The sequence below is a fragment of the Pseudoalteromonas sp. MT33b genome (assembly GCF_014117385.1).
Lineage (GTDB): Bacteria > Pseudomonadota > Gammaproteobacteria > Enterobacterales > Alteromonadaceae > Pseudoalteromonas > Pseudoalteromonas lipolytica.
The window spans coordinates 426378-446316 of record NZ_CP059831.1; the positions used below are offsets into that span (position 1 = coordinate 426378).

Below are 19939 nucleotides of genomic sequence, written 5' to 3' on the forward strand. Positions count from 1 at the left end.
ATGAAAAAGTACTGTTTAGCGGCCGCGCTTTCGATGGCCTGTTTAGCTCCTACAGCTCAAGCTGACACCCTATTAGGTTTATACCTTGGGGTCGATGGCTGGCAATCAGATAATAGCGGTAGCTTTGCTCAAGACGGTAATTTACAAAGTTTTAATTTTGAAGATGAGACTTTCACAAGCTACTATGCAGCACTAGAGCACCCAGTGCCTTTAGTACCTAACATTAAATTAAAATACACCGAGCTTGAGCTGAATGGTTCAACCATGTTGGATGAGTCATTTAGTTTTGGTGGTTCAGATTATGTTGTTGGTACACAAGTAGGCACTGTCAGTGATCTTTCTCACGTAGATTACATTCTTTACTACGAAATTTTCGATAATGATTTAGTGTCGATTGATTTAGGTGTGAACGCCAAGCAATTTGACGGTGATATTGTCGTGACAGGCACCTCGCAAGACGGGGGCCCAAGCACAACAGAACGTGTTGATTTCTCTGGTTTTGTCCCACTTGTATACGGCCGCGCAGAAGTGGGTTTACCGTTTACAGGTTTAAGTGTTTTCTTTGAAGGCAGCTTATTAGCGATTGATGACAGCAAAGTACAAGACTACCAAGCCGGTATTGCGTATGCGTTGCTTGATAATCTTGCTATCGATTTAGATGTTAAAGCGGGCTACCGTTCAATGACATTAGAATTGGATGATATTGATGATATCTATACGGATTTAGATGCATCAGGCCCATTTGCGGGTATCCAAATTCACTTTTAATTGAGTATGCTGGCAGGTTATTTTGTAGCTTGCCAGCTTATTTCAAACTCATCGTCTAATGAGGTTGTTAGTATTTGCTTATAAGCCTTATTGATAGGTGAGACGATCAGTTTTCTTAATTCATCCCCCGTTTGTGTAAACTTATAATAGCTCAATACAAGGTCATTACTTTTTGCTTTTAAAATGAGTCGTTGATTCATAAAGCTTAGTGAGAGTTCTTGGCCAGCTTTCAATACTGCTGACTCTATTTCTTTACGATACAATAAGTTGATATCCATCAACGTTAAAATGTCAGGGAAACTAACAGGGGTTTTACCCAAATTAAGGGAGACCTTGTTACCTTTTCTGAGTAAATCAAACAAGGATGGTTTTTTATAAAAGCCTAACAAAATTAGGTGACTGTTGTCTTTTTCGTTGTAGCCACATAGCGACGTGCTGCGTTGCAGTGCATCTGCTTCACGTTGTGTCATGTACTTAAGCGTTTGCAAACTCTTGATTGAAAATGTGCCAGGTGAGACGGTTTCACCAGCCAGTATTTTAGCCCATAGTTTTTGCATCGAGATGTTTGCGGTATCTTCACATAAGCTAATAAATCGTTCTATCCAGTCTGAATCAGGCTGTTGTTGGCCTGTAACATCTGGGCAAAATGCCATCGCCATTGCCATGATGGTTTCAATATTCTCTTGGCGCTTAATAAATTGAATTTCTTGGCGTGTTTGCGCTCGTTGCAGTAAGCTGGCTTCTGCATTTATTTTATACGCTAACTGCTGCTGCCCTTGTGAAGAGTAGCTGTCATCGCTGGGACTGTTGATTTTGACAGTCGATGACTTATGAATGGGATAACCAAGCTGGTTTTCAATGATATTAGCAAGATTAACTCTTGCCTGAGCCGCTTTGACTGTCATCGGGAGCAATGGCCTTGTTGTTAGTAGCTAACTGCGCAGTGGTCTTAATATTATTGAGCGCCAGTTTAACTGTGTTGTTAAGAATATATTGGCTTAGCAAAGCGAGGTAGCCGCCAATAATAGGGGTATTTACTTCACCATGTAGGGTGCAGATAATCTCAACTTCACTGCCTTTACCAACATAGCTTATCGTACCTTGGGCGATATGTTCCTGATTAAACAAAATATTGAAAGTCATTTTATCTGGACTTAACTGGGTGATTGTCATTTCACCTGAGCCAAACTTACTTTGCCAAAATTGATGAGCTCCAACGCCTTTACTTGGCTCAGCGACAGTAAACTTAATACTGGGATCAACTGCTTGCCATGGTTGCCAGCGTGGCCATTGTGTGAAATCGCTCACTAAGCTGGCTATTTCATCCGGCGCTGCTGTGACGTTAACCGACTTATTAACGGTGTATTTTTGTGACAGCATTAGGCCAATTACCAAGGCGATTAGCGCACTGATAAACAGCGATTTTAGGCATAAAATGAATAATTTAATGATCCCACCTCAGGCAATAATTTGATAGCTTTCATAACATTATACGTATCATAGACTATAATCTACACAGTATAAGTTATCACTAATGTATCATAGCCGAATAAGTGATAGAATTTTAAGCAACACTGTAAACCGGAATTGAGCCATCGTTACTGTTTTACGCTGATTTGTCTAAGGAATTATTAATGGCATCAGAATCTAACGACTTTTTGTTTAGTGACCAAGATGATGAGCCACTATTGAGCGAAACAGCCTCAGAGTTTTGGGATGTCTTAATTGTTGACGATGATCCAGAAATACATTCAGTAACAAAGTTGGCACTCTCAGGCGTTGAGTTTTGGGATAAAGGTCTGCGTTTTCATCATGCGTATTCCGGAGCAGAAGCACTTTCTGTGCTTAAAGATAATCATTCAATTTCCGTTGTATTACTGGATGTAGTTATGGAATCTGATGATGCGGGCTTGCAAGTTGTGAAGCAAGTTAGAGAGTCCCTCAATAATCATAATGTGCGCATTATTTTGCGCACGGGTCAACCAGGCTACGCACCAGAAGAAAAAGTAATTCGTGAATACGACATAAACGACTATAAAACAAAAACAGAGCTTACCCGCAGTAAGCTTATTACTGCGCTCGTGACGGCGATTCGTTCTTATGAGCAGGTCTGTCAGCTGGAGTTTCAAAGTCGAGCACTCAATAACATCCTCTATGCCTCAAAAGCTATTTTAGGTTTCACAGATATCAAAGCGTTTACCATGGCGGTAATAAAGCAGCTTTCATTTATTTTAGAGTGTGAGCCACAAGGGTTGCTATGCGGATCATTAGACGATGATAACCAAGTCTGTGTGCTTGGTGGTTGTGTCGAATACAACGAGTTTATTGGCCAAGGTGTTGAGCAGTTAGACAATGGGCGTATCATTTTACAGGTGAAAAACTGTTTAGAGCAGGGCACACATCAACACACTGAAATTGATAGCACTTACCTACTAAAAAGTAAAAATCGCCAAGCCGCTATATACTTAGAGACCGCACATATCCCGAGTGAGTCGCAGTTACAATTTGCAGAAATATTTCTCACCAATGTGAGTGTGGGACTTGATAATGTGCGTTTGTTTAACCGTTTACGTGATGCGGCTTATAAAGATACGTTAACCGGCCTTTCTAATCGCAATGATTTTATGAACAAGGTTGAGCGTTTTTATCATCCTGGTAAAAATGATAATGTTTTTTTACTGATCGACGTTGCGCAGTTTTCAGATATTAACAATGGGTTAGGCCAAGAAATTGGCAATTTAATACTCGTTGCTATCGTTGACAGGTTACGTCAAGAGTACCCTCAAGCTGAGTTGATATCGCGAATTGGTGCCGATGTATTTGGCTTATTACTGCCAAAAGAGCAATGTGACATTGAGATGTTATGTGAGCATTTAAGCTTGCCATTCAATGCGGGTGAGCACATTTTGCTGATCAATTTTAAAATTGGTATGTGCTGCCAAGGGGATTTCAAGCCATCAGGTATCGAAACCCTAAAGCTCGGTTATATTGCATTAAACCAAGCAAAAAAACAGTCGATGGAAGCTGTTATTACTTATACGCCTGACATGGAAGAGCAAATGGCATGGCGGTTAGGCATTATCAGACAGCTTCGCCAAGATTTTGAACAGCGTAAACTCGAAGTGTGGTTTCAGCCACAACTCGATTTGAAAACATTAGACATCATAGGATGTGAAGCTTTATTGCGATGGCCCTCAGGTAATGGCCAGTACATTTCACCCGCCATATTTGTGCCGATGGCTGAAGATTCGGGTTTAATTGTCGAAATAGGTCAATGGGTATTAGAGCAAGCATGCATGCAGCAAAAGCGTTTGGAGCAACTCGGTTTTGCAATTAGCATTGCAGTTAATGTCTCGGTGCCGCAATTTAAAGTGAAAGGTTATGCGCAGCGTGTAAAAGACACCTTAATTAATTACCAAGTTGAACCAAAGTTTATTGAGCTTGAAGTAACCGAGAGCGTTGTAATGGACGAACTTAGTAATGTTATTACGACGTTGCAGGAGCTTAAAGACTTTGGGATCGAAATTGCTATCGATGACTTCGGTACGGGCTTCTCATCATTAAGTTATTTACAACGCTTACCACTCGATCGACTAAAAATAGACAGGGCATTTATCAAAGACCTTCCCGGTGAAGATTGTGAAGCCATTGCAGCGTTAATTATTTCTTTAGGCGCAAGATTAGGGTTGAAAACGATTGCTGAAGGAGTTGAAACACAAGCCCAAGCAGACTATTTGAGTGAACTTGGTTGCGATGAAGTGCAAGGCTTTATGTACGCTAAACCTATGCCAGAGAAAGAGTTAATTACGTATTTACAAGCTAAGCACTAATTGGCTTTGATAAAACTCAACGATTTAAAAGCGCCCTTCCATTTGAAGGGCGTTTTGTTTTCTATAATAATCCTTAAGAGTGGGGTATAATTCGCCCCTTTTTGGTAGCAGAGTACATTTTATGAGCGCATTAAAAGCCGAGCGTGGCCTGTTTTCTTACCCTAAGTATTGGGCCGAATGCTATGGCACAGCGCCATTTTTACCAACCACCCGAGCAGAGATGGATGCGCTAGGCTGGGACAGCTGTGATGTTATTATTGTCAGTGGTGATGCCTATGTAGACCACCCAAGCTTTGGAATGGCTGTTATCGGGCGCATGCTTGAGTCACAAGGTTTTCGCGTTGGTATTATTGCCCAGCCAGATTGGAATTCTAAAGATGCTTTTATGACACTTGGAAAACCAAACCTCTTTTTTGGGGTGACTGCGGGCAATATGGACTCAATGATCAATCGTTATACTGCCGAAAAACGTATGCGTCATGACGATGCTTACACACCTGGTAATGTTGGGGGAAAGCGTCCTGACCGTGCAGTTGTTGTTTATAGTCAGCGTTGTCGTGAAGCGTATAAAGATGTGCCATTAGTGATTGGTGGTATTGAAGCGAGTTTACGCCGTATTGCGCATTATGATTACTGGCAAGAAAAAGTGCGCCGAAGCATATTGTTCGACGCCAAAGCTGATATTTTGATCTACGGTAATGCTGAGCGTCCATTGGTCGAGGTTGCTCATCGTATTGCAGCCGGTGAGAGTGTCGATTCAATTCAAGACATTCGTGGTACCGCGGTTATTCGTAAAGAGCCATTACCAGGGTGGCGCGGCAGTGATTCAACAGCCATCGATAAAATTGGCAAAATTGACCCGATCCCTAATCCGTATGGTGCGGATGATGTTGGCTGCAGTAAATCTGAATTTAAACAAGCCGGTATTGATTTAAGTGCTGAGGCGGCAAAGCCGATAACAATTCAGCCTGCGCGTCCTAAGCCTTGGGAAAAAACCTATGTTAAGTTGCCAGCTTATGAGCAAGTAAGTGTAAACAAGCCTTTGTATGCGCATGCATCACGTATTTTACACCAAGAAACAAATCCCGGATGTGCACGTGCATTATTTCAGCGCCATGGCGATCGTTCTATTTGGGTTAATCCGCCGGCTTTTCCGCTTGAAACAGAAGAGATGGATGGCGTTTTTGGTTTGCCATATCAACGTATTCCACATCCAAGTTATGGTGATGAAAAAATTCCTGCTTACGAGATGATCAAAACGTCCGTGAATATCATGCGAGGCTGTTTTGGTGGGTGTTCATTTTGTTCGATTACTGAACATGAAGGACGTATTATCCAAAGTCGCTCAGAGCAATCTATCATTGACGAAATTGAACAAATTCGTGACAAGGTGCCAGGGTTTACAGGGGTTATCTCTGACTTAGGCGGCCCAACAGCGAACATGTATAAATTACGTTGTAAGAGTAAAAAAGCAGAAAGTACATGCCGTCGTTTATCGTGTGTTTACCCTGATATTTGTAAACATATGGACACCGACCACACGCCGACGATTGAGTTATACAAAAAAGCACGTGATGTAAAAGGGATTAAAAAGATCTTAATTGCATCGGGTGTGCGTTACGATTTAGCCGTTGAAGACCCTCGCTATGTTAAAGAGCTGGTCACTCACCATGTTGGTGGTTACTTGAAAATCGCACCGGAACACACCGAAGATGGCCCGTTATCGAAAATGATGAAGCCAGGTATGGGCGCTTACGACAAGTTTAAAGAGTTGTTTGATAAATACTCGAAAGAGGCAGGTAAAAAGCAGTATTTGATCCCGTATTTCATCTCAGCTCACCCAGGCACCAAAGATGAAGACATGGTGAATATGGCGCTGTGGTTAAAATCGAATGACTTTAAGCTTGATCAAGTTCAGAACTTTTATCCTTCACCCATGGCGAATGCGACGACAATCTATCATACCGAGATGAACTCGTTGCGTAATATTAAAAATAACACGGAGCAAGTACCTGTTCCAAAAGGGGCACGTCAGCGTCGTCTGCATAAGGCAATTTTGCGTTACCATGATCCGGCAGGTTGGCCGATGATCCGTGAAGCTCTTAAAAAAATGGGTAAAGCGAATCTCATTGGTAAAGGCCCTCATTGTTTAGTTCCTGAGGAAGGGCGCAATGAAAAGGCTGCGAAAGGGAAAGGGCGCACAGGCCGAGCTGCACTAACCCGCCACACAGGTTTTAGCCAATTTAAGAAGGCGAACACCAAACCGCGTGTTGGTAAAAATAAGCAACGAGCAACATAGATTATACAAAGAAAAACGGCCCACAAGGGCCGTTTTTAGTTTAAATAAGTAACCAAGTCGCAGTGCCTAAAAAGGCAAAAATACCCACTATATCTGTCACCGTCGTAAGCACTACGCTGCCTGCTAATGCAGGGTCAATTTTCATTCTCTTTAAAATAAGCGGAATACTGGCCCCTGCAATACCTGCTGCCACTAAGTTCATGAACATAGCAAAGGCAAGCACCGCACCGAGTTTAAAGTCCCACTGCCACAGCGCGACAACACCCGCAATTAAAATAGACCAAATTACCCCGTTTAGCGCGCCGATAGCGAGCTCTTTGAGTAATAAAAAGCGTTGGTTAGTTTGGTTTATATGGCCAACAGCAATACCACGAATAACAAGTGTAAGCGTTTGGCTGCCTGCTACGCCTCCCATTGAGGGAACAATACCATTTAGTACAGCAAGAATAGGTAAGATAGCTAATGTATTCTCGAAAAAACTAGCGACTATTGCAGCGAGTAAAGCAGTTAATAAGTTGACTCCTAGCCAAATAGAGCGGCGCTGCGAGCTTTTCAATACGGGAGCAAAAGTATCTTCTTCATCATCAAGACCCGCTAAGCTTAATAAGCTATGTTCGGCATCTTCACGGATAACGTCAACGATATCATCGATGGTAATACGCCCTAGTAAGTGCGCGTTATCATCTACAACGGGGGCTGAAATCCAGTTATGGCGTTCGAATAATTGTGCCACGTCGCTTTCATCCATAGATATTAAGATAGATTCACAGTCTTCATCCATCAGGTCGCGAACCACTTTATCTGAGGGATTGGTCAACAACGTCGTTAAAGATAATGCCCCTAAAAAGCAATTATGTTTATCAACGACGTATAAATCATCGGTGCCTTCAGGTAAATCGCCGCGTAAACGCAGGTAGCGTAAAACAACATCTAGTGTGACGTCTGGGCGAATAGTTACCGTATCGCTGTTCATCAAGGCACCAGCTGAGCGCTCTTGATAAGACAGGGCTTGGGTGGCTCTTTCTCTATCTTGCGAGTCCATGGCGCCGACAACGTCTTGGTAGACTGTATCAGGTAGGCTACGAAGAACCTCACCTAAATCATCGTCGTCCATGTCTTCGGTTGCGGCAGCAATGTGCTCAGGTTCCATTTGGGCAATAATGCCTAAACGTACATCTTCTGAGAGCTCTTCTAATACGTCACCACGCACATCAGGGTCTACCAGCTGCCAAAGCATACGGCGAATTTTATGCGGGGATGATTCTAAAAGGAGTGCGGTATCACACGGTGCTGTTTTTGCTAACATGCCACGCACTTGAACAAATTGACCACTATTGAGTGACTTGGTCACCTGTTTTAGTTGTTGTAGCGGGTAATCTTGTTCAAAGGCTTCTGGCATTGGCGTCCTTACAACTGAAAAAATAGCTTAAAATCTGACTCAGCAAATACAGCATAGTTGCTAAATTTAGTATTTGCAGGGATATCGCCGCACTGAGATAAATTTACTAAGAAAAATGTATTTTAGAGAAGCGAGCGATATAAAAGTAGGATATTTAACAGGAATTTTAAATACCCAATGCAAGTTTAACGTAAACAGTCAAGGCTTAGCAAATGCTATTCTTGTTCATGAAAGCGTTGTGCAATTAATTCGCCTATTGCATTGAGTGCTGCGTCAGCATCGGGGCCTTCACACACCACACGGACTTCTTTGCCTTGGCTGCTCTCGAGTAACATTAAGGCTAATACACTATCGCCTTCGGCTTCTTTATCGTCTTGGTAAAGGGTTATTTTAGCATCGAATTGCAGTGCAAGTTGTGCTAAAACCGTGGCTGCTCGTGCATGTAAACCTAGCTTATTTTGGATTAAAAAAGTGTCTTCAGCATGCATCGTCGTTGCCTATTGGGTATCTTGCTCGCGGTGGCGTATTTTCACGTTTGCGTGACTTTTCGAAAAGCTCTCACCAATGGTTTGCGCTAAGTAAACTGAGCGATGTTGTCCACCTGTGCAGCCAATCGCAATGGTTAAATAACTGCGATTATTTCGCTCTAGGTGAGGGAGCCATGTTTGTACAAAGGTTTGAATTTGCCATGTAAACTTTTGCACTATGCTGTGACTAGCAAGGTAATCTTTTACTGGTTGGTCTAAGCCTGTCAGTGGTTTTAGATCCGGTTCCCAGTGTGGATTCGGTAAAAAGCGAGCATCAAATACGTAATCAGCTTCTTTTGGAATACCGTGCTTAAAGCCAAACGACATAAAAGTAATAATGAGCTTTTTGTCTTTTTTACCCAGTATTTTTTCGCGAATAGATTCGGCAAGCTGATGCACGCTGAGATCGGTCGTATCAATCATAAAATCGGCACGGGTGATCAAAACATCCAGTAATACTTTTTCTTGTTTAATCGCTAAATCAAGCGGCAGCGAGTCAATCGATAATGGGTGTAAGCGGCGTGTTTCAGAGAATCGTTTGATCAGTGTTTGATCATCACTATCTAAATAAAACAACGTAGGTTTTGCAAAGCCCGGTAAATACTCAAGAATATCGTTAAATTCTTGCTGTTCTTTCGGCAGGTTACGCACATCGATACTTACAGCAATTTTGTCGTAATTATCTGACACACTGCGTACTAACGAAGGAAGCAGGTTTACAGGAATATTATCAACGCAGTAATAGCCTAAGTCTTCAAGTACTCGTAAAGCGACTGATTTACCTGAACCAGAGCGACCGCTGATAATAATTAATTCCATTTATGCCTCTGATGCAATGACTTTAAACAGATCACTATCTGTTTTAGCACTGCGTAGCTGTTTACAAAATTCTTTGTCTTTAAGTCTATCAGCAATTGTTGATAAGGTCTTTAGATGAAGCTGACAGTCACCATCTGGTACGATGAGTGCGACAAAAATATCCACTGGACGATTATCAATTGCATCAAAATTTATAGGTGACTCACTCACAATTACAAATGCGTGTGGCTGATCTGCACCGCTCATACGACCATGTGGAATCGCAATACCTCGGCCAATACCCGTGCTGCCCAATTTTTCTCTGTTCAATAGGGCATTGAGTATATCTTGCTGAGATAAATGAGGGAGCTGCTCATGAGCCAGTTCGCTGATAAATTCGAGAATTCTTTTTTTGCTATTAAAAAGGACCGCAGCTTTGCTGCAGTCCTGGTTAGTAAGTGAACTAAGTTTCATAATTTAGTGTCGAGCTAATTTCTCTTTGTGTTTAATTACTTGACGATCAAGTTTATCGATTAACGAGTCGATGGCTGCATACATATCTTGGTGTTCAGTAGAGGCAAATAACTCGCCTCCGTTTACATGTAAAGTTGCTTCTGCTTTTTGGCTTAGTTTTTCTACATCTAGAATGACATGAACATTATTAATGTGGTCAAAATGCCTTTCTAGTTTCGCAAACTTGGTGTTTACATAGTCTCTTAATGAATCTGTGATTTCTACATGACGACCAGTTAAATTTAGTTGCATAAGCATTTTCCTTCTATGTAAAACGTCTAAATCAGACTCTTACGCTGATTCGACGGAGGTATTGCTAGAGACTCTCGATATTTTGCTATTGTCCGTCTAGCTACTTTAATTCCTTGCTCAGCCAATATATCTGCAATTTTGCTATCACTCAATGGTTTAGCTGTGTTTTCTGCGGCGATTAGCTTTTTGATTAAAGCGCGAATTGCCGTAGATGAACACTCACCCCCATTTTCAGTGCTTACATGGCTGGAGAAGAAATATTTCAACTCAAAAATTCCCCGCGGGGTATGCATGTATTTTTGTGTTGTTACTCGCGAAATTGTTGATTCATGCATTTCGACCATTTCTGCGACATCATTTAATACCATGGGTTTCATGGCCTCAGGACCATGTTCAAAGAAAGCCTGTTGTTGTTGAACAATACAGTTAGTCACTTTTAATAACGTGTCATTACGGCTTTCTAAGCTTTTAATAAACCATTTTGCTTCTTGTAAATGAGAGCGAATAAATTGGCTATCACTGCTTGATTTTACAGAACGTGACATCGCCGCATAGTGGCTATTCACTCTGATTTTCGGCATGCAGTCTGGGTTTAGTTCAACTACCCAACGGCCTTTTATTTTTTTTACGGATACATCGGGTATCACGTATTCAGACTCTTCTCTAACAATGGTATCCGCAGGCTTTGGATTTAAGCTGTGGATCAATGTCATGACTTCTTTCAGCTCACTTTCTTTAAGCTTAGTCTTTTTCATCAAAGTGCGATAGTCACGACTCGCTAATAATTCAATATGTTCTGATAACACCATTTTAGTTTCAGCTAAATAGGGGGTGTCAGCATCGAATTGGCGTAATTGAATACACAAACATTCTTGTAAACTACGGGCGCCAATACCGACAGGATCGAATAATTGGATTCTTTTTAAGACAGCTTCGACTTCATCAAGTTCGATTTCTTCTTCATCGTTATTTTGATTGAAGCTTTCAACAATGTCTTCGCAGCTTACGGTTAAAATACCCGAATCATCAATTGCCTCAACAATCGCAACGGCAATCGCTTCGTCTGTTGGGCTGAATGGAGTCAGTTGTAACTGCCACATTAGGTATTCGTGGAGAGTTTCGGTTGATGCGCCTTGGTAAATTGATTCATCTTCAGGCATTGGACCTGAGGAACTTGATGGGGCAGCACTCATGTACTCATCCCACGTAACATCCATTGCTAAGTCGTCACTTACGGTGTCTTTGTTGAGGGCATCACTGCTTTCTTGCTCGTACTCGCTTGCAGCTTCGTCAGCCGACGCGCTTAGTTGGGTATCGTCAGATTCGGCTTTCTGCTCGTTCTTGCCAATACTCTCTTCTGCATAATCTGCTTCTTCAACTTCAAGCAAAGGGTTAGAGTCTAACGCTTCTTGAATTTCTTGCTGGAGATCCAATGTACTGAGCTGCAACAAACGGATAGCCTGTTGCAGTTGTGGAGTCATTGTAAGTTGCTGGCCCATGCGCAGCTGTAATGATTGCCTCATGTATCCCTAACAATCCTTTTTAGTCTTATCAAACAATAGCACGATGCCGTTAACTATTTATTTGATTTATTGTCATTGTTATAAGTCTAGCAGATGCTCTAGTCGGTGGCGTATTTAAAGCCTGAATTGCTCGCCTAGATACACATCGCGTACAGTTTGGTCGGCTAACACATGTTCAGGTGTACCTGATGCAATTAGCTCCCCATGAGAAACAATGTAGGCTTTTTCACAAACATCAAGGGTTTCTCTCACATTGTGGTCAGTAATTAATACACCAATACCACGATTTTTTAAGTGCTCAATAATTTTCTTTATATCTAACACTGAAATAGGATCAACACCAGCAAAAGGCTCATCGAGCAAAATAAATTTAGGGTCAGCGGCCAGTGCGCGTGCTATTTCAACACGACGGCGTTCACCCCCTGACAATGCCATACCTTGGCTGTCACGAATGTGTTGAATGCTAAATTCATCAAGTAAGCTGTTAAGTGTTTCTTCGCGGCCTTGTTTATTGAGATCTTTACGGGTCTCTAAAATGGCCATTAAGTTTTGATAAACGGTCAGTTTTCTAAAAATCGATGATTCTTGTGGCAAATAGCCAATACCTAAGCGAGCGCGGCTGTGCATTGGCAATAAGGTGATATCGTTATCATCAATGCTTATTTTACCTTTGTCACTGGGCACTAATCCCACAATCATGTAAAAGGTGGTTGTTTTACCTGCGCCATTTGGCCCAAGTAAACCGACAATGCTGCCAGCTTCTACCTCAAGGCCTACATTTTTTACAACTTGGCGACCCTTATAGCTTTTAGCTAATAGCTCTGCTTTTAGTGTGCTCATGGCTGGCCTTCATCGTTCTTTTTGTTATCAACAGGCACTAAAATAGTGTGTACACGATCGGTCGAGTTTTCATCTTTCTCGGCACTTATCAGTTGCTGTTCCATATCGTATGTAATGCTCTTGGCACTGACTTTTTGGCCTGCTTGAGTCACTTGTGCATTGCCAACGAGTGTTAATAAGCGTTTAGCAACATCGTAACGAACTTCTTCAGCACTGGCGCTCATAATAGTGCCGTCAGCTTGTTTTTCTTCAAAGTAAGCGGGCTTTCCTGTGGCAATAATTAATTCAACCGTGCCTTCAACTTCACCTGCATGTGCTTCGAGTCGATCCGCTGTAATACGACGGTTACCATGTATGATCTCGACATTATCTTCGAAGATACCAATGCCATTTTTTAGCTGACCTTCTTGGCGATCAGAGCTAATGCTGATTGGTGTGCCAGCCTGCTCAGCAGCTGCGCCAGAAAACGCAATCAATAAGCTTGGGATCAGGAGTAATTTCTTAAGTTTATTGGTCATAGTATATGGTTCGTGTATGGTTAGTTAACTCAACAATTTCGGCTTTTAAATCGGCTTTTAAACCTTTACCGGTAATTTTTAAATTCGGTCCTGTCAGCGTGACAGGTTGCTTAGAAAACATGGTCATTTTGTCAATGTCGATGTTAATGTTCTCAGCTTTAATATCTTCGATCATGCCATTATGGGTAAGGTTTTTAGCAACTACATCCCCTTCGAATACAAGCTGATCGTTTTCATATAACGTGGCTTCTTTGGCTTTTACTTGCCAAACTTGCTGATCACCGTAAATGGTGAAAATGGGTTGCTCAAAAAAGGTGAACCCGAGCTGTTGATACAGCTCCATTTTAGCAGCGGCCACTTTATGACTGATTTTACCTTGATCATCATAGGCTGTTTGCTTTAATGCGATTGCGGTATAATCAGGTGTAGCGATAATCTCGTCTTCACTGAGCACTGTGTTTGTCGGTTGATTAAAGTACGGATACCATAACCAAACCATGCTACAAACAAAAACAACACTTAGTAAAATACGGGCTATATTCATGCGCTCGTTCCATCGCTAGTTAGCGGTTTGCCATTTTCTAGCATTAATAAATCAGTTAGTTCACGCACAGCTCCAAAGCCACCAGGTAACAGGGTGGTGTAATGAGCCAGTTTTTTGATTAATGGATGAGCATCATTAACAGCAACGGCAAATCCGACTTTTTCCATAACCGGTAAGTCTGGACCATCGTCACCAATATAGGCAATTTGCTCATCTGTTAAGCTAAGTTTATCTTTTAACTCTTGATAAGCAATGAGCTTATTTTCTTGGCCCTGATAAATATGTTGTACCGTAAGGCTAGTCATTCGCTGCTGAACTATTTGTGAATGGCGTCCCGTGATAACGGCCACCTGAAAACCACTATTGATAAGGGCTTTAATGCCGAATCCATCTTTTGTATTGAAAGCTTTAAGCTCTTCGCCTTGATTGCCTAAATAAATACGGCCATCTGAAAAAACACCATCAATATCACAAATAAGCAGTTTTATTTTTTGAGCACGTTGACTCACGTCTGTGCTTACTGGTTGGTAAAGCTCAGCAAATGTCATGCTTAAAGTACTCCTGCTTTTAAAAGGTCTTGCATGTTAAGCGCGCCAATGGGGGTGTTGCTTTTGTCGATTACAATCAAACCATTAATACGTTTACGTTCCATAATATTAAGCGCTTCTGCGGCCAGCATATCAGCGTGTGCAGTTGTGCATGAGCGAGTCATTACTTGGCTAATTGCGGTGCTGTGAATATCAACCCGTTGCTCTAAAATACGTCGTAAATCACCATCAGTAAAAAGTCCCGATAGTGTGTTGTCATCACCAACAATTGCAGTCATACCGAGGCCTTTTGCCGACATTTCAATTAATGCATCTTTGATACTTTGCGATTCATTAACAATGGGAGTGGCCTCACCTGCGTGCATAACATCACTAAGACAAAGCAATAAACGTTTTCCTAAGCTTCCGCCTGGGTGAGAAAGTGCAAAATCGTCTGCTGTAAAGCCTCTTGCCTCAAGCAGTGCTACAGCCATTGCATCGCCCATGACTAGCGTTGCCGTTGTGCTGGCTGTTGGCGCAAGGCCCAGTGGGCACGCTTCTTTGCTTACTTTAATACACACATGTACGTCAGAAAGCGTGGCCATTGTTGAGTCTGGGTTGCCTGTTAGCGAAATCATTTTTGCGCCAATGCGCTTAATGACAGGAATAATACTGACAACTTCGCTCGTTTCCCCTGAATTTGAAATGCACATAACCACGTCATCACGGGTAATCATACCAAGGTCACCGTGGCTTGCTTCACCTGGGTGAACAAAAAATGCAGGTGTTCCTGTGCTGGCGAGTGTGGCAGCAATTTTATTACCTACGTGGCCTGACTTGCCCATGCCAATAACGATAATTCGCCCAGTACATTGGAACATTAATTGACAGGCATTATTGAAATGCTGGTCAATGTATTGATCAATTTCTTTTAATGCTTGCGCTTCAATTTCGAGTACGCGCTTGCCTTGCGCGATAAAGCTATGTTGCGTCATTGATTATCCTATTTGGCTGAAAATATAGCCTTGATATGCAATAAATGCGACTAACAAAAAGCCACCTTCAATTCTATTGATACGACGTGCACCTTTTAAGTTCAATGACATGGCAATTAACACAATGGTGGCCGCTATCATAATAAGTGCATCGCGGTTAGCGGCTGATGGGTCGATAACCGATGGATTAATAATACCTGCCAGTGGCAGTACAGCCAGCAAATTAAAAATATTTGAGCCAACAATGTTGCCCAGTGCTAAATCGTCTTCATTTTTTAAGACACCTGCAATACAGGCAGCAAGCTCAGGTAAACTGGTACCAATAGCAATAATTGTTAAACCAATAACCAGATCAGAAAGACCAAAATATTTGGCAATATCAACCGCCGAACCCACTAGAAAGTGTGAGCTAATTGGTAGCAAAATCATGCCGACCACAAGCCATAATACTGCCGAACGCGTGCTGACATTATCGGGCACATCTTCACAGGCTTCACTAACAAAAGGGTCATCTTGATTTTTTGCTCGCAATGAAATGATCACTAATCCGGCAATAAATACGGCAAAAGCAAGTATTAAAGCAATCCCTTCGGCGAATGAAAAATAGTTGTCTGAAAATACATACCACGCGCCAATCGATACGATTAACACAAGTGGCATTTCGCGTTTTAGCGTCATTGAAGAAACAGACAGAGGACGTAATAGGGCCGTGACTCCCAGTACAAGCAGAATGTTGGTAATATTAGAGCCAATAGCGTTTCCGACAGCGGTATCCGTTTTGTTTGCAAGTGCTGCAGATGCCGACACCATCATTTCAGGTGCTGATGACCCCATAGCCACAACCGTTAAACCGATAATTAGGGTGGGGATCCCCATATTTTTTGCCAGCGCGGCTGCCCCATAAACAAAACGATCGGCACTCCAAACGAGTGCTGCAAAACCAATAATTAAAATGACAAAAGAAGTCACCATTGTGATACGCCAATATTACTTAAACAGATGACTGCAAATAGTAACAAAACCGAACCTGAAAGTATAAGTAAAAGAATGAGCTGGCAATGATTAAGGGCGGTGTTGTTACAATCTTAATTTAAGCGGGGGTTAAGCCATACGTTATTAGTCTTAGATTCATTTGATAGTAAATATTACAAAATTTTACGATTTGTTTTTTCCATCTTGACTAAAAAACCCTTAAAATGGCAGAACTAGTGAAAAAAGTTATGGAGAGCGACTTGTCGCAATCAATAGTAGAAATCAAGGATGTAACCTTTTCACGGGGCGATAGAATCATATATAAAAATATGAGTTTTAACATTCCGAAAGGCAAAATAACCGCTATCATGGGACCCAGCGGCATTGGTAAAACCACCATGTTGCGTTTAATTGGCGGTCAACTTAAGCCTGATTCTGGTGACATTTTATTTGAGGGCAACAGTATTCCAAGCATGTCGCGCAAGGAGCTGTACGCTGCCCGAACCAAAATGAGTATGCTGTTTCAAAGCGGCGCTTTATTTACCGATATGTCTGTATTTGACAATATCGCTTTTCCTTTGCGTGAACATACTCAACTTAGTGAAGATCTTATTCGCCTTGTCGTGCTCATGAAATTACAAGCGGTTGGTTTGCGTGGTGCGCAAGACTTAATGCCTTCAGAGTTATCTGGAGGAATGGCACGCCGTGCGGCGTTAGCGCGCTCTATTGCGCTTGACCCCGAACTTATCATGTATGATGAGCCATTCGCTGGCCAAGACCCAATTTCAATGGGGGTGTTGGTTAAATTAATAAAGTCATTAAACCAAGTGTTAGGTTTATCTTCATTAATTGTGACGCACGATGTGACAGAGGTACTCAGTATTGCTGATCATGTCATTATTATTGCTGATCAAGGCGTGATTGGTGAAGGCTCGCCTGAGCAAATGCTAAATCATCAATCAGAGCTTGTTCAGCAGTTCTTAAAAGGGTTGTCGGATGGTCCTGTCCCATTTCATTATCCTGCTCCTGCGTATGAAGAAGAGTTGTTAGGGGTACACCATGCTTGATCTATTACAGAGGTTAGGTCACAAAACGCTAGGGCGTTTTGCTGCGCTTGGTCGCTCTACGCAAATGCTGTTTGGTGCTTTGGTGAGTGTGCCAAACGTTAAAAAAGGCACGCCATTACTGATCCGCCAATTGTATATGGTCGGGTCACAGTCATTACTCATTATCATGGTATCTGGCTTATTTATCGGTATGGTGCTCGCGCTGCAGGGCTTCACCGTATTAGTTGGCTATGGCGCCGAAGACAGTTTAGGTCCCTTAGTGGCGCTGAGTTTGCTTCGTGAGTTAGGGCCTGTTGTCACCGCTTTGTTATTTGCAGGTCGAGCAGGCAGTGCGCTGACCGCTGAAATTGGTTTAATGAAAGCCACAGAACAATTATCAAGCTTAGAAATGATGGCGATAGACCCACTGAAACGCATTATTGCACCGCGTTTTTGGGCGGGTTTTATAAGCATGCCATTGTTGGCTCTTATTTTTTCTGCCGTCGCTATTATTGGGGCGCATTTAGTGGGGGTTGATTGGCTAGGTGTTGACTCAGGTAGTTTCTGGTCGATTATGCAATCACAAGTGTCATTTCAAGAAGACATTGTAAATGGCATGATTAAAAGTTTTGTTTTTGCCATGATTGTGACGTGGATTGCGCTTTACAAAGGCTATGACTGTATTCCTACTTCTGAGGGGATCAGCAAAGCGACAACAGAAACCGTTGTGCACTCGTCACTGGCAGTTTTAGGTTTTGACTTTATTTTAACAGCGGTAATGTTTACCAGCTAATTAGGGTATAAAGATGAATTCACGGAAATTAGAAATTTTAGTTGGCTTTTTTGTAGCCCTTGGTATTGCTGCGTTTGCTTTATTAGCATTTAAAGTGGCTAACGCTGGCATTAGTGGTAACGGTGAAACTTACCAACTGAATGCAAAGTTTGAAAATATTGGCTCTTTAAAAGCCCGTGCCCCAATTAAAGTCGGGGGCGTGGTGATTGGACGTGTTGAGTCTATTTCAATTCACCCAAAAGAGTTTGTGCCAGTGGTTAATATGGCCATTGACGCCAATTATTTATGTAAGTTTTCAGACACAACGTCTATCTCTATCTTAACATCAGGGATTTTGGGTGAGCAGTATTTGGGGATTAATCCTGTTATTGCACCGCAATCTGCTGAACAACGTTGTATGGGTGAAGATGTGACTGTGGATGAGCAAGATGCAGGATTGGATGATTTGTTCGGTGTTGAAAGTAGAGCGCTCGCCGATGGTGACTTTATTACCGATACAAAATCAGCGTTAGTATTAGAAGAGTTGATTGGTCAGTTCTTATTCAACCAGGGTGGTGAATAATTATGTTTAAGAAATTTTTAATCTGTTTGGCTGTGGTATTTGCGTTTAATACACAGGCCGCTGAACCCGAGGTTGATTTAAAAGACCCTTATAAAATGGTGCGTAAAGTGTCTGATAACACTTTTGCAAGAATCACCAACGATCAACCACTAATAGAGAAAGACAAAGAGTATCTTCGTACCATTGTTGAAGAAGAGTTAATGCCCTACATTGATTACAAATACGCGGCATTGCGTGTATTAGGTAATCATGTCTCAAAAGTGCGTGCGATTGAAGATAAAGAAGAAAAAGCCAAAGCGATTAAAGAGCTTCAGCGCTTTATCGATGTATTTCAAAAATATTTGATTGCCACATACGCCGGTGTGTTTACTCAGTACACCAATCAAAGTGTCGAGTTTGCACCTGCGCAGCCGTTTAAAGGCCAAGATGTTGTCGTTGTAAAAACGAAGATTGTTGAACCAGGTAAACCTGATATTAAAATCGATTTTAAAGTACGCGAAGACAGAGATGGAAATTGGCGTGCATACGATATGATTGCTGAAGGCATCAGTTTACTAGATGCTAAGCAAAGCGAAATGCAAGGTATCCTTCGCCAGCAAGGTATTGAGTATGTGAGTGACTTACTTGAGCAAAAGAGCCAGCTACCTGTTCAGTTTAGAGGCGAAGGTGGTGATGAGTAAAATATCGATTACTCAGCTTGAAGATAACCAGTTTCGAGTCAGTGGTGAACTGACTCGAAATTCAATCGGCCATGAACGCCTTCTTAACGCTAAGCCAGAATCTAAGCATAAAACATGGTATTTTGACCTTTCTGATGTATCGAGGGTTGACACAGCGGGCTTAGCTTGGTTAATTCACTCTTTCGCAGAATTAAAGCAGCAAGGTATTCGCCTTGAACTGCAAAATACACCTGAGCAATTGCAAAAGTTAATGCAGTTGGGGCAGGTCACAAACTTATTTGAGTGAGATTTATGGAAACAAGCCAAGTCGAAACGTTATTACGCGACGAACTAAAATTAGATGAAGTCATTGTTAAAGCAAATGGTAGCCACTATGAAGTGATTGCAGTGGGTGAGTGTTTTGACGGTTTAACTCGCGTTAAAAAACAGCAATTGGTGTATGCCCCGTTAATGTCAACTATCTCAGACGGTACAATTCATGCGGTGTCAATTAAAGCATTCACACCCACTGAATGGAAACGCGAACAAAAATTCATTTTACCTCAATAGTCGT

At 42.0% G+C, this 19939-nt stretch carries 23 protein-coding genes; 9 read left to right on the forward strand and 14 right to left on the reverse strand.

The window, feature by feature from the left end; translation table 11 throughout:
* The gene (locus H3302_RS02045) at positions 1-768 is read left to right on the forward strand and encodes a TIGR04219 family outer membrane beta-barrel protein (protein ID WP_075594345.1); all 768 of its coding nucleotides are present in this window, start codon (positions 1-3) and stop codon (positions 766-768) included.
* Between the two features lie 17 nt (positions 769-785).
* On the opposite strand, the gene H3302_RS02050 is transcribed toward H3302_RS02045, so the two are convergent.
* Both H3302_RS02050 and H3302_RS02055 read right to left on the reverse strand, forming a co-directional pair.
* Entirely contained in the window at positions 786-1673 is an 888-nt protein-coding gene (locus tag H3302_RS02050; protein WP_065978187.1) for a TIGR03899 family protein, read from the reverse strand.
* Complete coding sequence (locus H3302_RS02055; protein ID WP_075594346.1) at positions 1642-2148, reverse strand: SRPBCC family protein; 507 nt, start codon at positions 2146-2148, stop codon at positions 1642-1644. Before H3302_RS02055 ends, H3302_RS02050 begins: the two co-directional genes overlap by 32 nt.
* A 254-nt stretch (positions 2149-2402) precedes the next feature.
* On the opposite strand from H3302_RS02055, the gene H3302_RS02060 reads away from it, so the two are divergent.
* Positions 2403-4598 (forward strand): EAL domain-containing protein, encoded by a 2196-nt coding sequence (locus tag H3302_RS02060; protein WP_182396096.1) that lies wholly within the window; start codon positions 2403-2405, stop codon positions 4596-4598.
* 121 nt (positions 4599-4719) lie between these two features.
* Positions 4720-6897: a YgiQ family radical SAM protein gene (locus tag H3302_RS02065; protein WP_065978184.1), complete on the forward strand. Its 2178-nt coding sequence runs from the start codon at positions 4720-4722 to the stop codon at positions 6895-6897.
* A gap of 40 nt (positions 6898-6937) precedes the next feature.
* Here H3302_RS02065 and mgtE read toward each other — a convergent pair whose 3' ends face one another.
* The 12 genes from mgtE to H3302_RS02125 all read right to left on the reverse strand — a co-directional run bounded on the left by mgtE (position 6938) and on the right by H3302_RS02125 (position 16305).
* Positions 6938-8296, reverse strand: a complete 1359-nt coding sequence (gene mgtE, locus H3302_RS02070; protein WP_036971332.1) for a magnesium transporter — start codon at positions 8294-8296, stop codon at positions 6938-6940.
* Between the two features lie 215 nt (positions 8297-8511).
* Positions 8512-8784, reverse strand: coding sequence for an HPr family phosphocarrier protein (locus H3302_RS02075; RefSeq protein ID WP_036971331.1), 273 nt, complete (start codon positions 8782-8784; stop codon positions 8512-8514).
* 9 nt (positions 8785-8793) lie between these two features.
* A complete protein-coding gene (rapZ, locus tag H3302_RS02080) occupies positions 8794-9642 on the reverse strand; it encodes an RNase adapter RapZ (protein WP_036971328.1) in 849 nt (282 codons plus the stop codon).
* Positions 9643-10095: a PTS IIA-like nitrogen regulatory protein PtsN gene (gene ptsN / locus H3302_RS02085; RefSeq protein WP_036971327.1), complete on the reverse strand. Its 453-nt coding sequence runs from the start codon at positions 10093-10095 to the stop codon at positions 9643-9645.
* A 3-nt stretch (positions 10096-10098) separates the two neighbouring features.
* On the reverse strand, positions 10099-10386 hold the full coding sequence (gene hpf / locus H3302_RS02090) for a ribosome hibernation promoting factor (RefSeq protein ID WP_036971325.1): 288 nt from the start codon (positions 10384-10386) through the stop codon (positions 10099-10101).
* A gap of 26 nt (positions 10387-10412) precedes the next feature.
* Positions 10413-11909, reverse strand: coding sequence for an RNA polymerase factor sigma-54 (locus H3302_RS02095; protein ID WP_036971323.1), 1497 nt, complete (start codon positions 11907-11909; stop codon positions 10413-10415).
* A 114-nt stretch (positions 11910-12023) separates the two neighbouring features.
* Complete coding sequence (gene lptB, locus H3302_RS02100) at positions 12024-12749, reverse strand: LPS export ABC transporter ATP-binding protein (protein WP_036971319.1); 726 nt, start codon at positions 12747-12749, stop codon at positions 12024-12026.
* Positions 12746-13267 carry a lipopolysaccharide transport periplasmic protein LptA gene (gene lptA, locus H3302_RS02105; RefSeq protein WP_036971315.1) on the reverse strand — a complete coding sequence of 174 codons (522 nt, stop codon included), beginning with the start codon at positions 13265-13267 and terminating at the stop codon, positions 12746-12748. Before lptA ends, lptB begins: the two co-directional genes overlap by 4 nt.
* Positions 13257-13811: an LPS export ABC transporter periplasmic protein LptC gene (gene lptC / locus H3302_RS02110; protein ID WP_065978180.1), complete on the reverse strand. Its 555-nt coding sequence runs from the start codon at positions 13809-13811 to the stop codon at positions 13257-13259. Before lptC ends, lptA begins: the two co-directional genes overlap by 11 nt.
* Complete coding sequence (gene kdsC / locus H3302_RS02115) at positions 13808-14359, reverse strand: 3-deoxy-manno-octulosonate-8-phosphatase KdsC (protein ID WP_036971309.1); 552 nt, start codon at positions 14357-14359, stop codon at positions 13808-13810. The genes lptC and kdsC overlap by 4 nt, the downstream gene beginning before the upstream one ends.
* 2 nt (positions 14360-14361) lie before the next feature.
* Positions 14362-15333 (reverse strand): KpsF/GutQ family sugar-phosphate isomerase, encoded by a 972-nt coding sequence (locus H3302_RS02120; RefSeq protein WP_036971306.1) that lies wholly within the window; start codon positions 15331-15333, stop codon positions 14362-14364.
* A 3-nt stretch (positions 15334-15336) separates the two neighbouring features.
* Entirely contained in the window at positions 15337-16305 is a 969-nt protein-coding gene (locus H3302_RS02125) for a calcium/sodium antiporter (protein ID WP_036971303.1), read from the reverse strand.
* Between the two features lie 248 nt (positions 16306-16553).
* On the opposite strand from H3302_RS02125, the gene H3302_RS02130 reads away from it, so the two are divergent.
* Genes H3302_RS02130 through H3302_RS02155 form a run of 6 tightly spaced genes read left to right on the forward strand, consistent with a single transcriptional unit; the run spans position 16554 to position 19935 of the window.
* Positions 16554-17372 (forward strand): ATP-binding cassette domain-containing protein, encoded by an 819-nt coding sequence (locus tag H3302_RS02130; RefSeq protein ID WP_074989679.1) that lies wholly within the window; start codon positions 16554-16556, stop codon positions 17370-17372.
* Positions 17365-18144 (forward strand): lipid asymmetry maintenance ABC transporter permease subunit MlaE, encoded by a 780-nt coding sequence (gene mlaE, locus H3302_RS02135; RefSeq protein ID WP_065978179.1) that lies wholly within the window; start codon positions 17365-17367, stop codon positions 18142-18144. The genes H3302_RS02130 and mlaE overlap by 8 nt, the downstream gene beginning before the upstream one ends.
* Before the next feature lie 13 nt (positions 18145-18157).
* Positions 18158-18706 carry an outer membrane lipid asymmetry maintenance protein MlaD gene (gene mlaD, locus H3302_RS02140; RefSeq protein WP_036971296.1) on the forward strand — a complete coding sequence of 183 codons (549 nt, stop codon included), beginning with the start codon at positions 18158-18160 and terminating at the stop codon, positions 18704-18706.
* Between the two features lie 2 nt (positions 18707-18708).
* A complete protein-coding gene (locus tag H3302_RS02145; protein WP_074989675.1) occupies positions 18709-19386 on the forward strand; it encodes a phospholipid-binding protein MlaC in 678 nt (225 codons plus the stop codon).
* On the forward strand, positions 19379-19672 hold the full coding sequence (locus H3302_RS02150) for a lipid asymmetry maintenance protein MlaB (RefSeq protein WP_036971292.1): 294 nt from the start codon (positions 19379-19381) through the stop codon (positions 19670-19672). Before H3302_RS02145 ends, H3302_RS02150 begins: the two co-directional genes overlap by 8 nt.
* A gap of 5 nt (positions 19673-19677) precedes the next feature.
* On the forward strand, positions 19678-19935 hold the full coding sequence (locus H3302_RS02155; protein ID WP_065978178.1) for a BolA family protein: 258 nt from the start codon (positions 19678-19680) through the stop codon (positions 19933-19935).
* Positions 19936-19939: the final 4 nt, after the last annotated feature.

What these genes read in the sequence shown, in the direction of transcription:
- H3302_RS02045 (WP_075594345.1), top strand. Translation starts at nt 1, where the DNA reads ATGAAAAAGTACTGTTTAGCGGCCGCGCTTTCGATGGCCTGTTTAGCT.
- H3302_RS02050 (WP_065978187.1), bottom strand. Translation starts at nt 1,673, where the DNA reads ATGACAGTCAAAGCGGCTCAGGCAAGAGTTAATCTTGCTAATATCATT.
- H3302_RS02055 (WP_075594346.1), bottom strand. Translation starts at nt 2,148, where the DNA reads ATGCTGTCACAAAAATACACCGTTAATAAGTCGGTTAACGTCACAGCA.
- H3302_RS02060 (WP_182396096.1), top strand. Translation starts at nt 2,403, where the DNA reads ATGGCATCAGAATCTAACGACTTTTTGTTTAGTGACCAAGATGATGAG.
- H3302_RS02065 (WP_065978184.1), top strand. Translation starts at nt 4,720, where the DNA reads ATGAGCGCATTAAAAGCCGAGCGTGGCCTGTTTTCTTACCCTAAGTAT.
- mgtE (WP_036971332.1), bottom strand. Translation starts at nt 8,296, where the DNA reads ATGCCAGAAGCCTTTGAACAAGATTACCCGCTACAACAACTAAAACAG.
- H3302_RS02075 (WP_036971331.1), bottom strand. Translation starts at nt 8,784, where the DNA reads ATGCATGCTGAAGACACTTTTTTAATCCAAAATAAGCTAGGTTTACAT.
- rapZ (WP_036971328.1), bottom strand. Translation starts at nt 9,642, where the DNA reads ATGGAATTAATTATTATCAGCGGTCGCTCTGGTTCAGGTAAATCAGTC.
- ptsN (WP_036971327.1), bottom strand. Translation starts at nt 10,095, where the DNA reads ATGAAACTTAGTTCACTTACTAACCAGGACTGCAGCAAAGCTGCGGTC.
- hpf (WP_036971325.1), bottom strand. Translation starts at nt 10,386, where the DNA reads ATGCAACTAAATTTAACTGGTCGTCATGTAGAAATCACAGATTCATTA.
- H3302_RS02095 (WP_036971323.1), bottom strand. Translation starts at nt 11,909, where the DNA reads ATGAGGCAATCATTACAGCTGCGCATGGGCCAGCAACTTACAATGACT.
- lptB (WP_036971319.1), bottom strand. Translation starts at nt 12,749, where the DNA reads ATGAGCACACTAAAAGCAGAGCTATTAGCTAAAAGCTATAAGGGTCGC.
- lptA (WP_036971315.1), bottom strand. Translation starts at nt 13,267, where the DNA reads ATGACCAATAAACTTAAGAAATTACTCCTGATCCCAAGCTTATTGATT.
- lptC (WP_065978180.1), bottom strand. Translation starts at nt 13,811, where the DNA reads ATGAATATAGCCCGTATTTTACTAAGTGTTGTTTTTGTTTGTAGCATG.
- kdsC (WP_036971309.1), bottom strand. Translation starts at nt 14,359, where the DNA reads ATGACATTTGCTGAGCTTTACCAACCAGTAAGCACAGACGTGAGTCAA.
- H3302_RS02120 (WP_036971306.1), bottom strand. Translation starts at nt 15,333, where the DNA reads ATGACGCAACATAGCTTTATCGCGCAAGGCAAGCGCGTACTCGAAATT.
- H3302_RS02125 (WP_036971303.1), bottom strand. Translation starts at nt 16,305, where the DNA reads ATGGTGACTTCTTTTGTCATTTTAATTATTGGTTTTGCAGCACTCGTT.
- H3302_RS02130 (WP_074989679.1), top strand. Translation starts at nt 16,554, where the DNA reads ATGGAGAGCGACTTGTCGCAATCAATAGTAGAAATCAAGGATGTAACC.
- mlaE (WP_065978179.1), top strand. Translation starts at nt 17,365, where the DNA reads ATGCTTGATCTATTACAGAGGTTAGGTCACAAAACGCTAGGGCGTTTT.
- mlaD (WP_036971296.1), top strand. Translation starts at nt 18,158, where the DNA reads ATGAATTCACGGAAATTAGAAATTTTAGTTGGCTTTTTTGTAGCCCTT.
- H3302_RS02145 (WP_074989675.1), top strand. Translation starts at nt 18,709, where the DNA reads ATGTTTAAGAAATTTTTAATCTGTTTGGCTGTGGTATTTGCGTTTAAT.
- H3302_RS02150 (WP_036971292.1), top strand. Translation starts at nt 19,379, where the DNA reads ATGAGTAAAATATCGATTACTCAGCTTGAAGATAACCAGTTTCGAGTC.
- H3302_RS02155 (WP_065978178.1), top strand. Translation starts at nt 19,678, where the DNA reads ATGGAAACAAGCCAAGTCGAAACGTTATTACGCGACGAACTAAAATTA.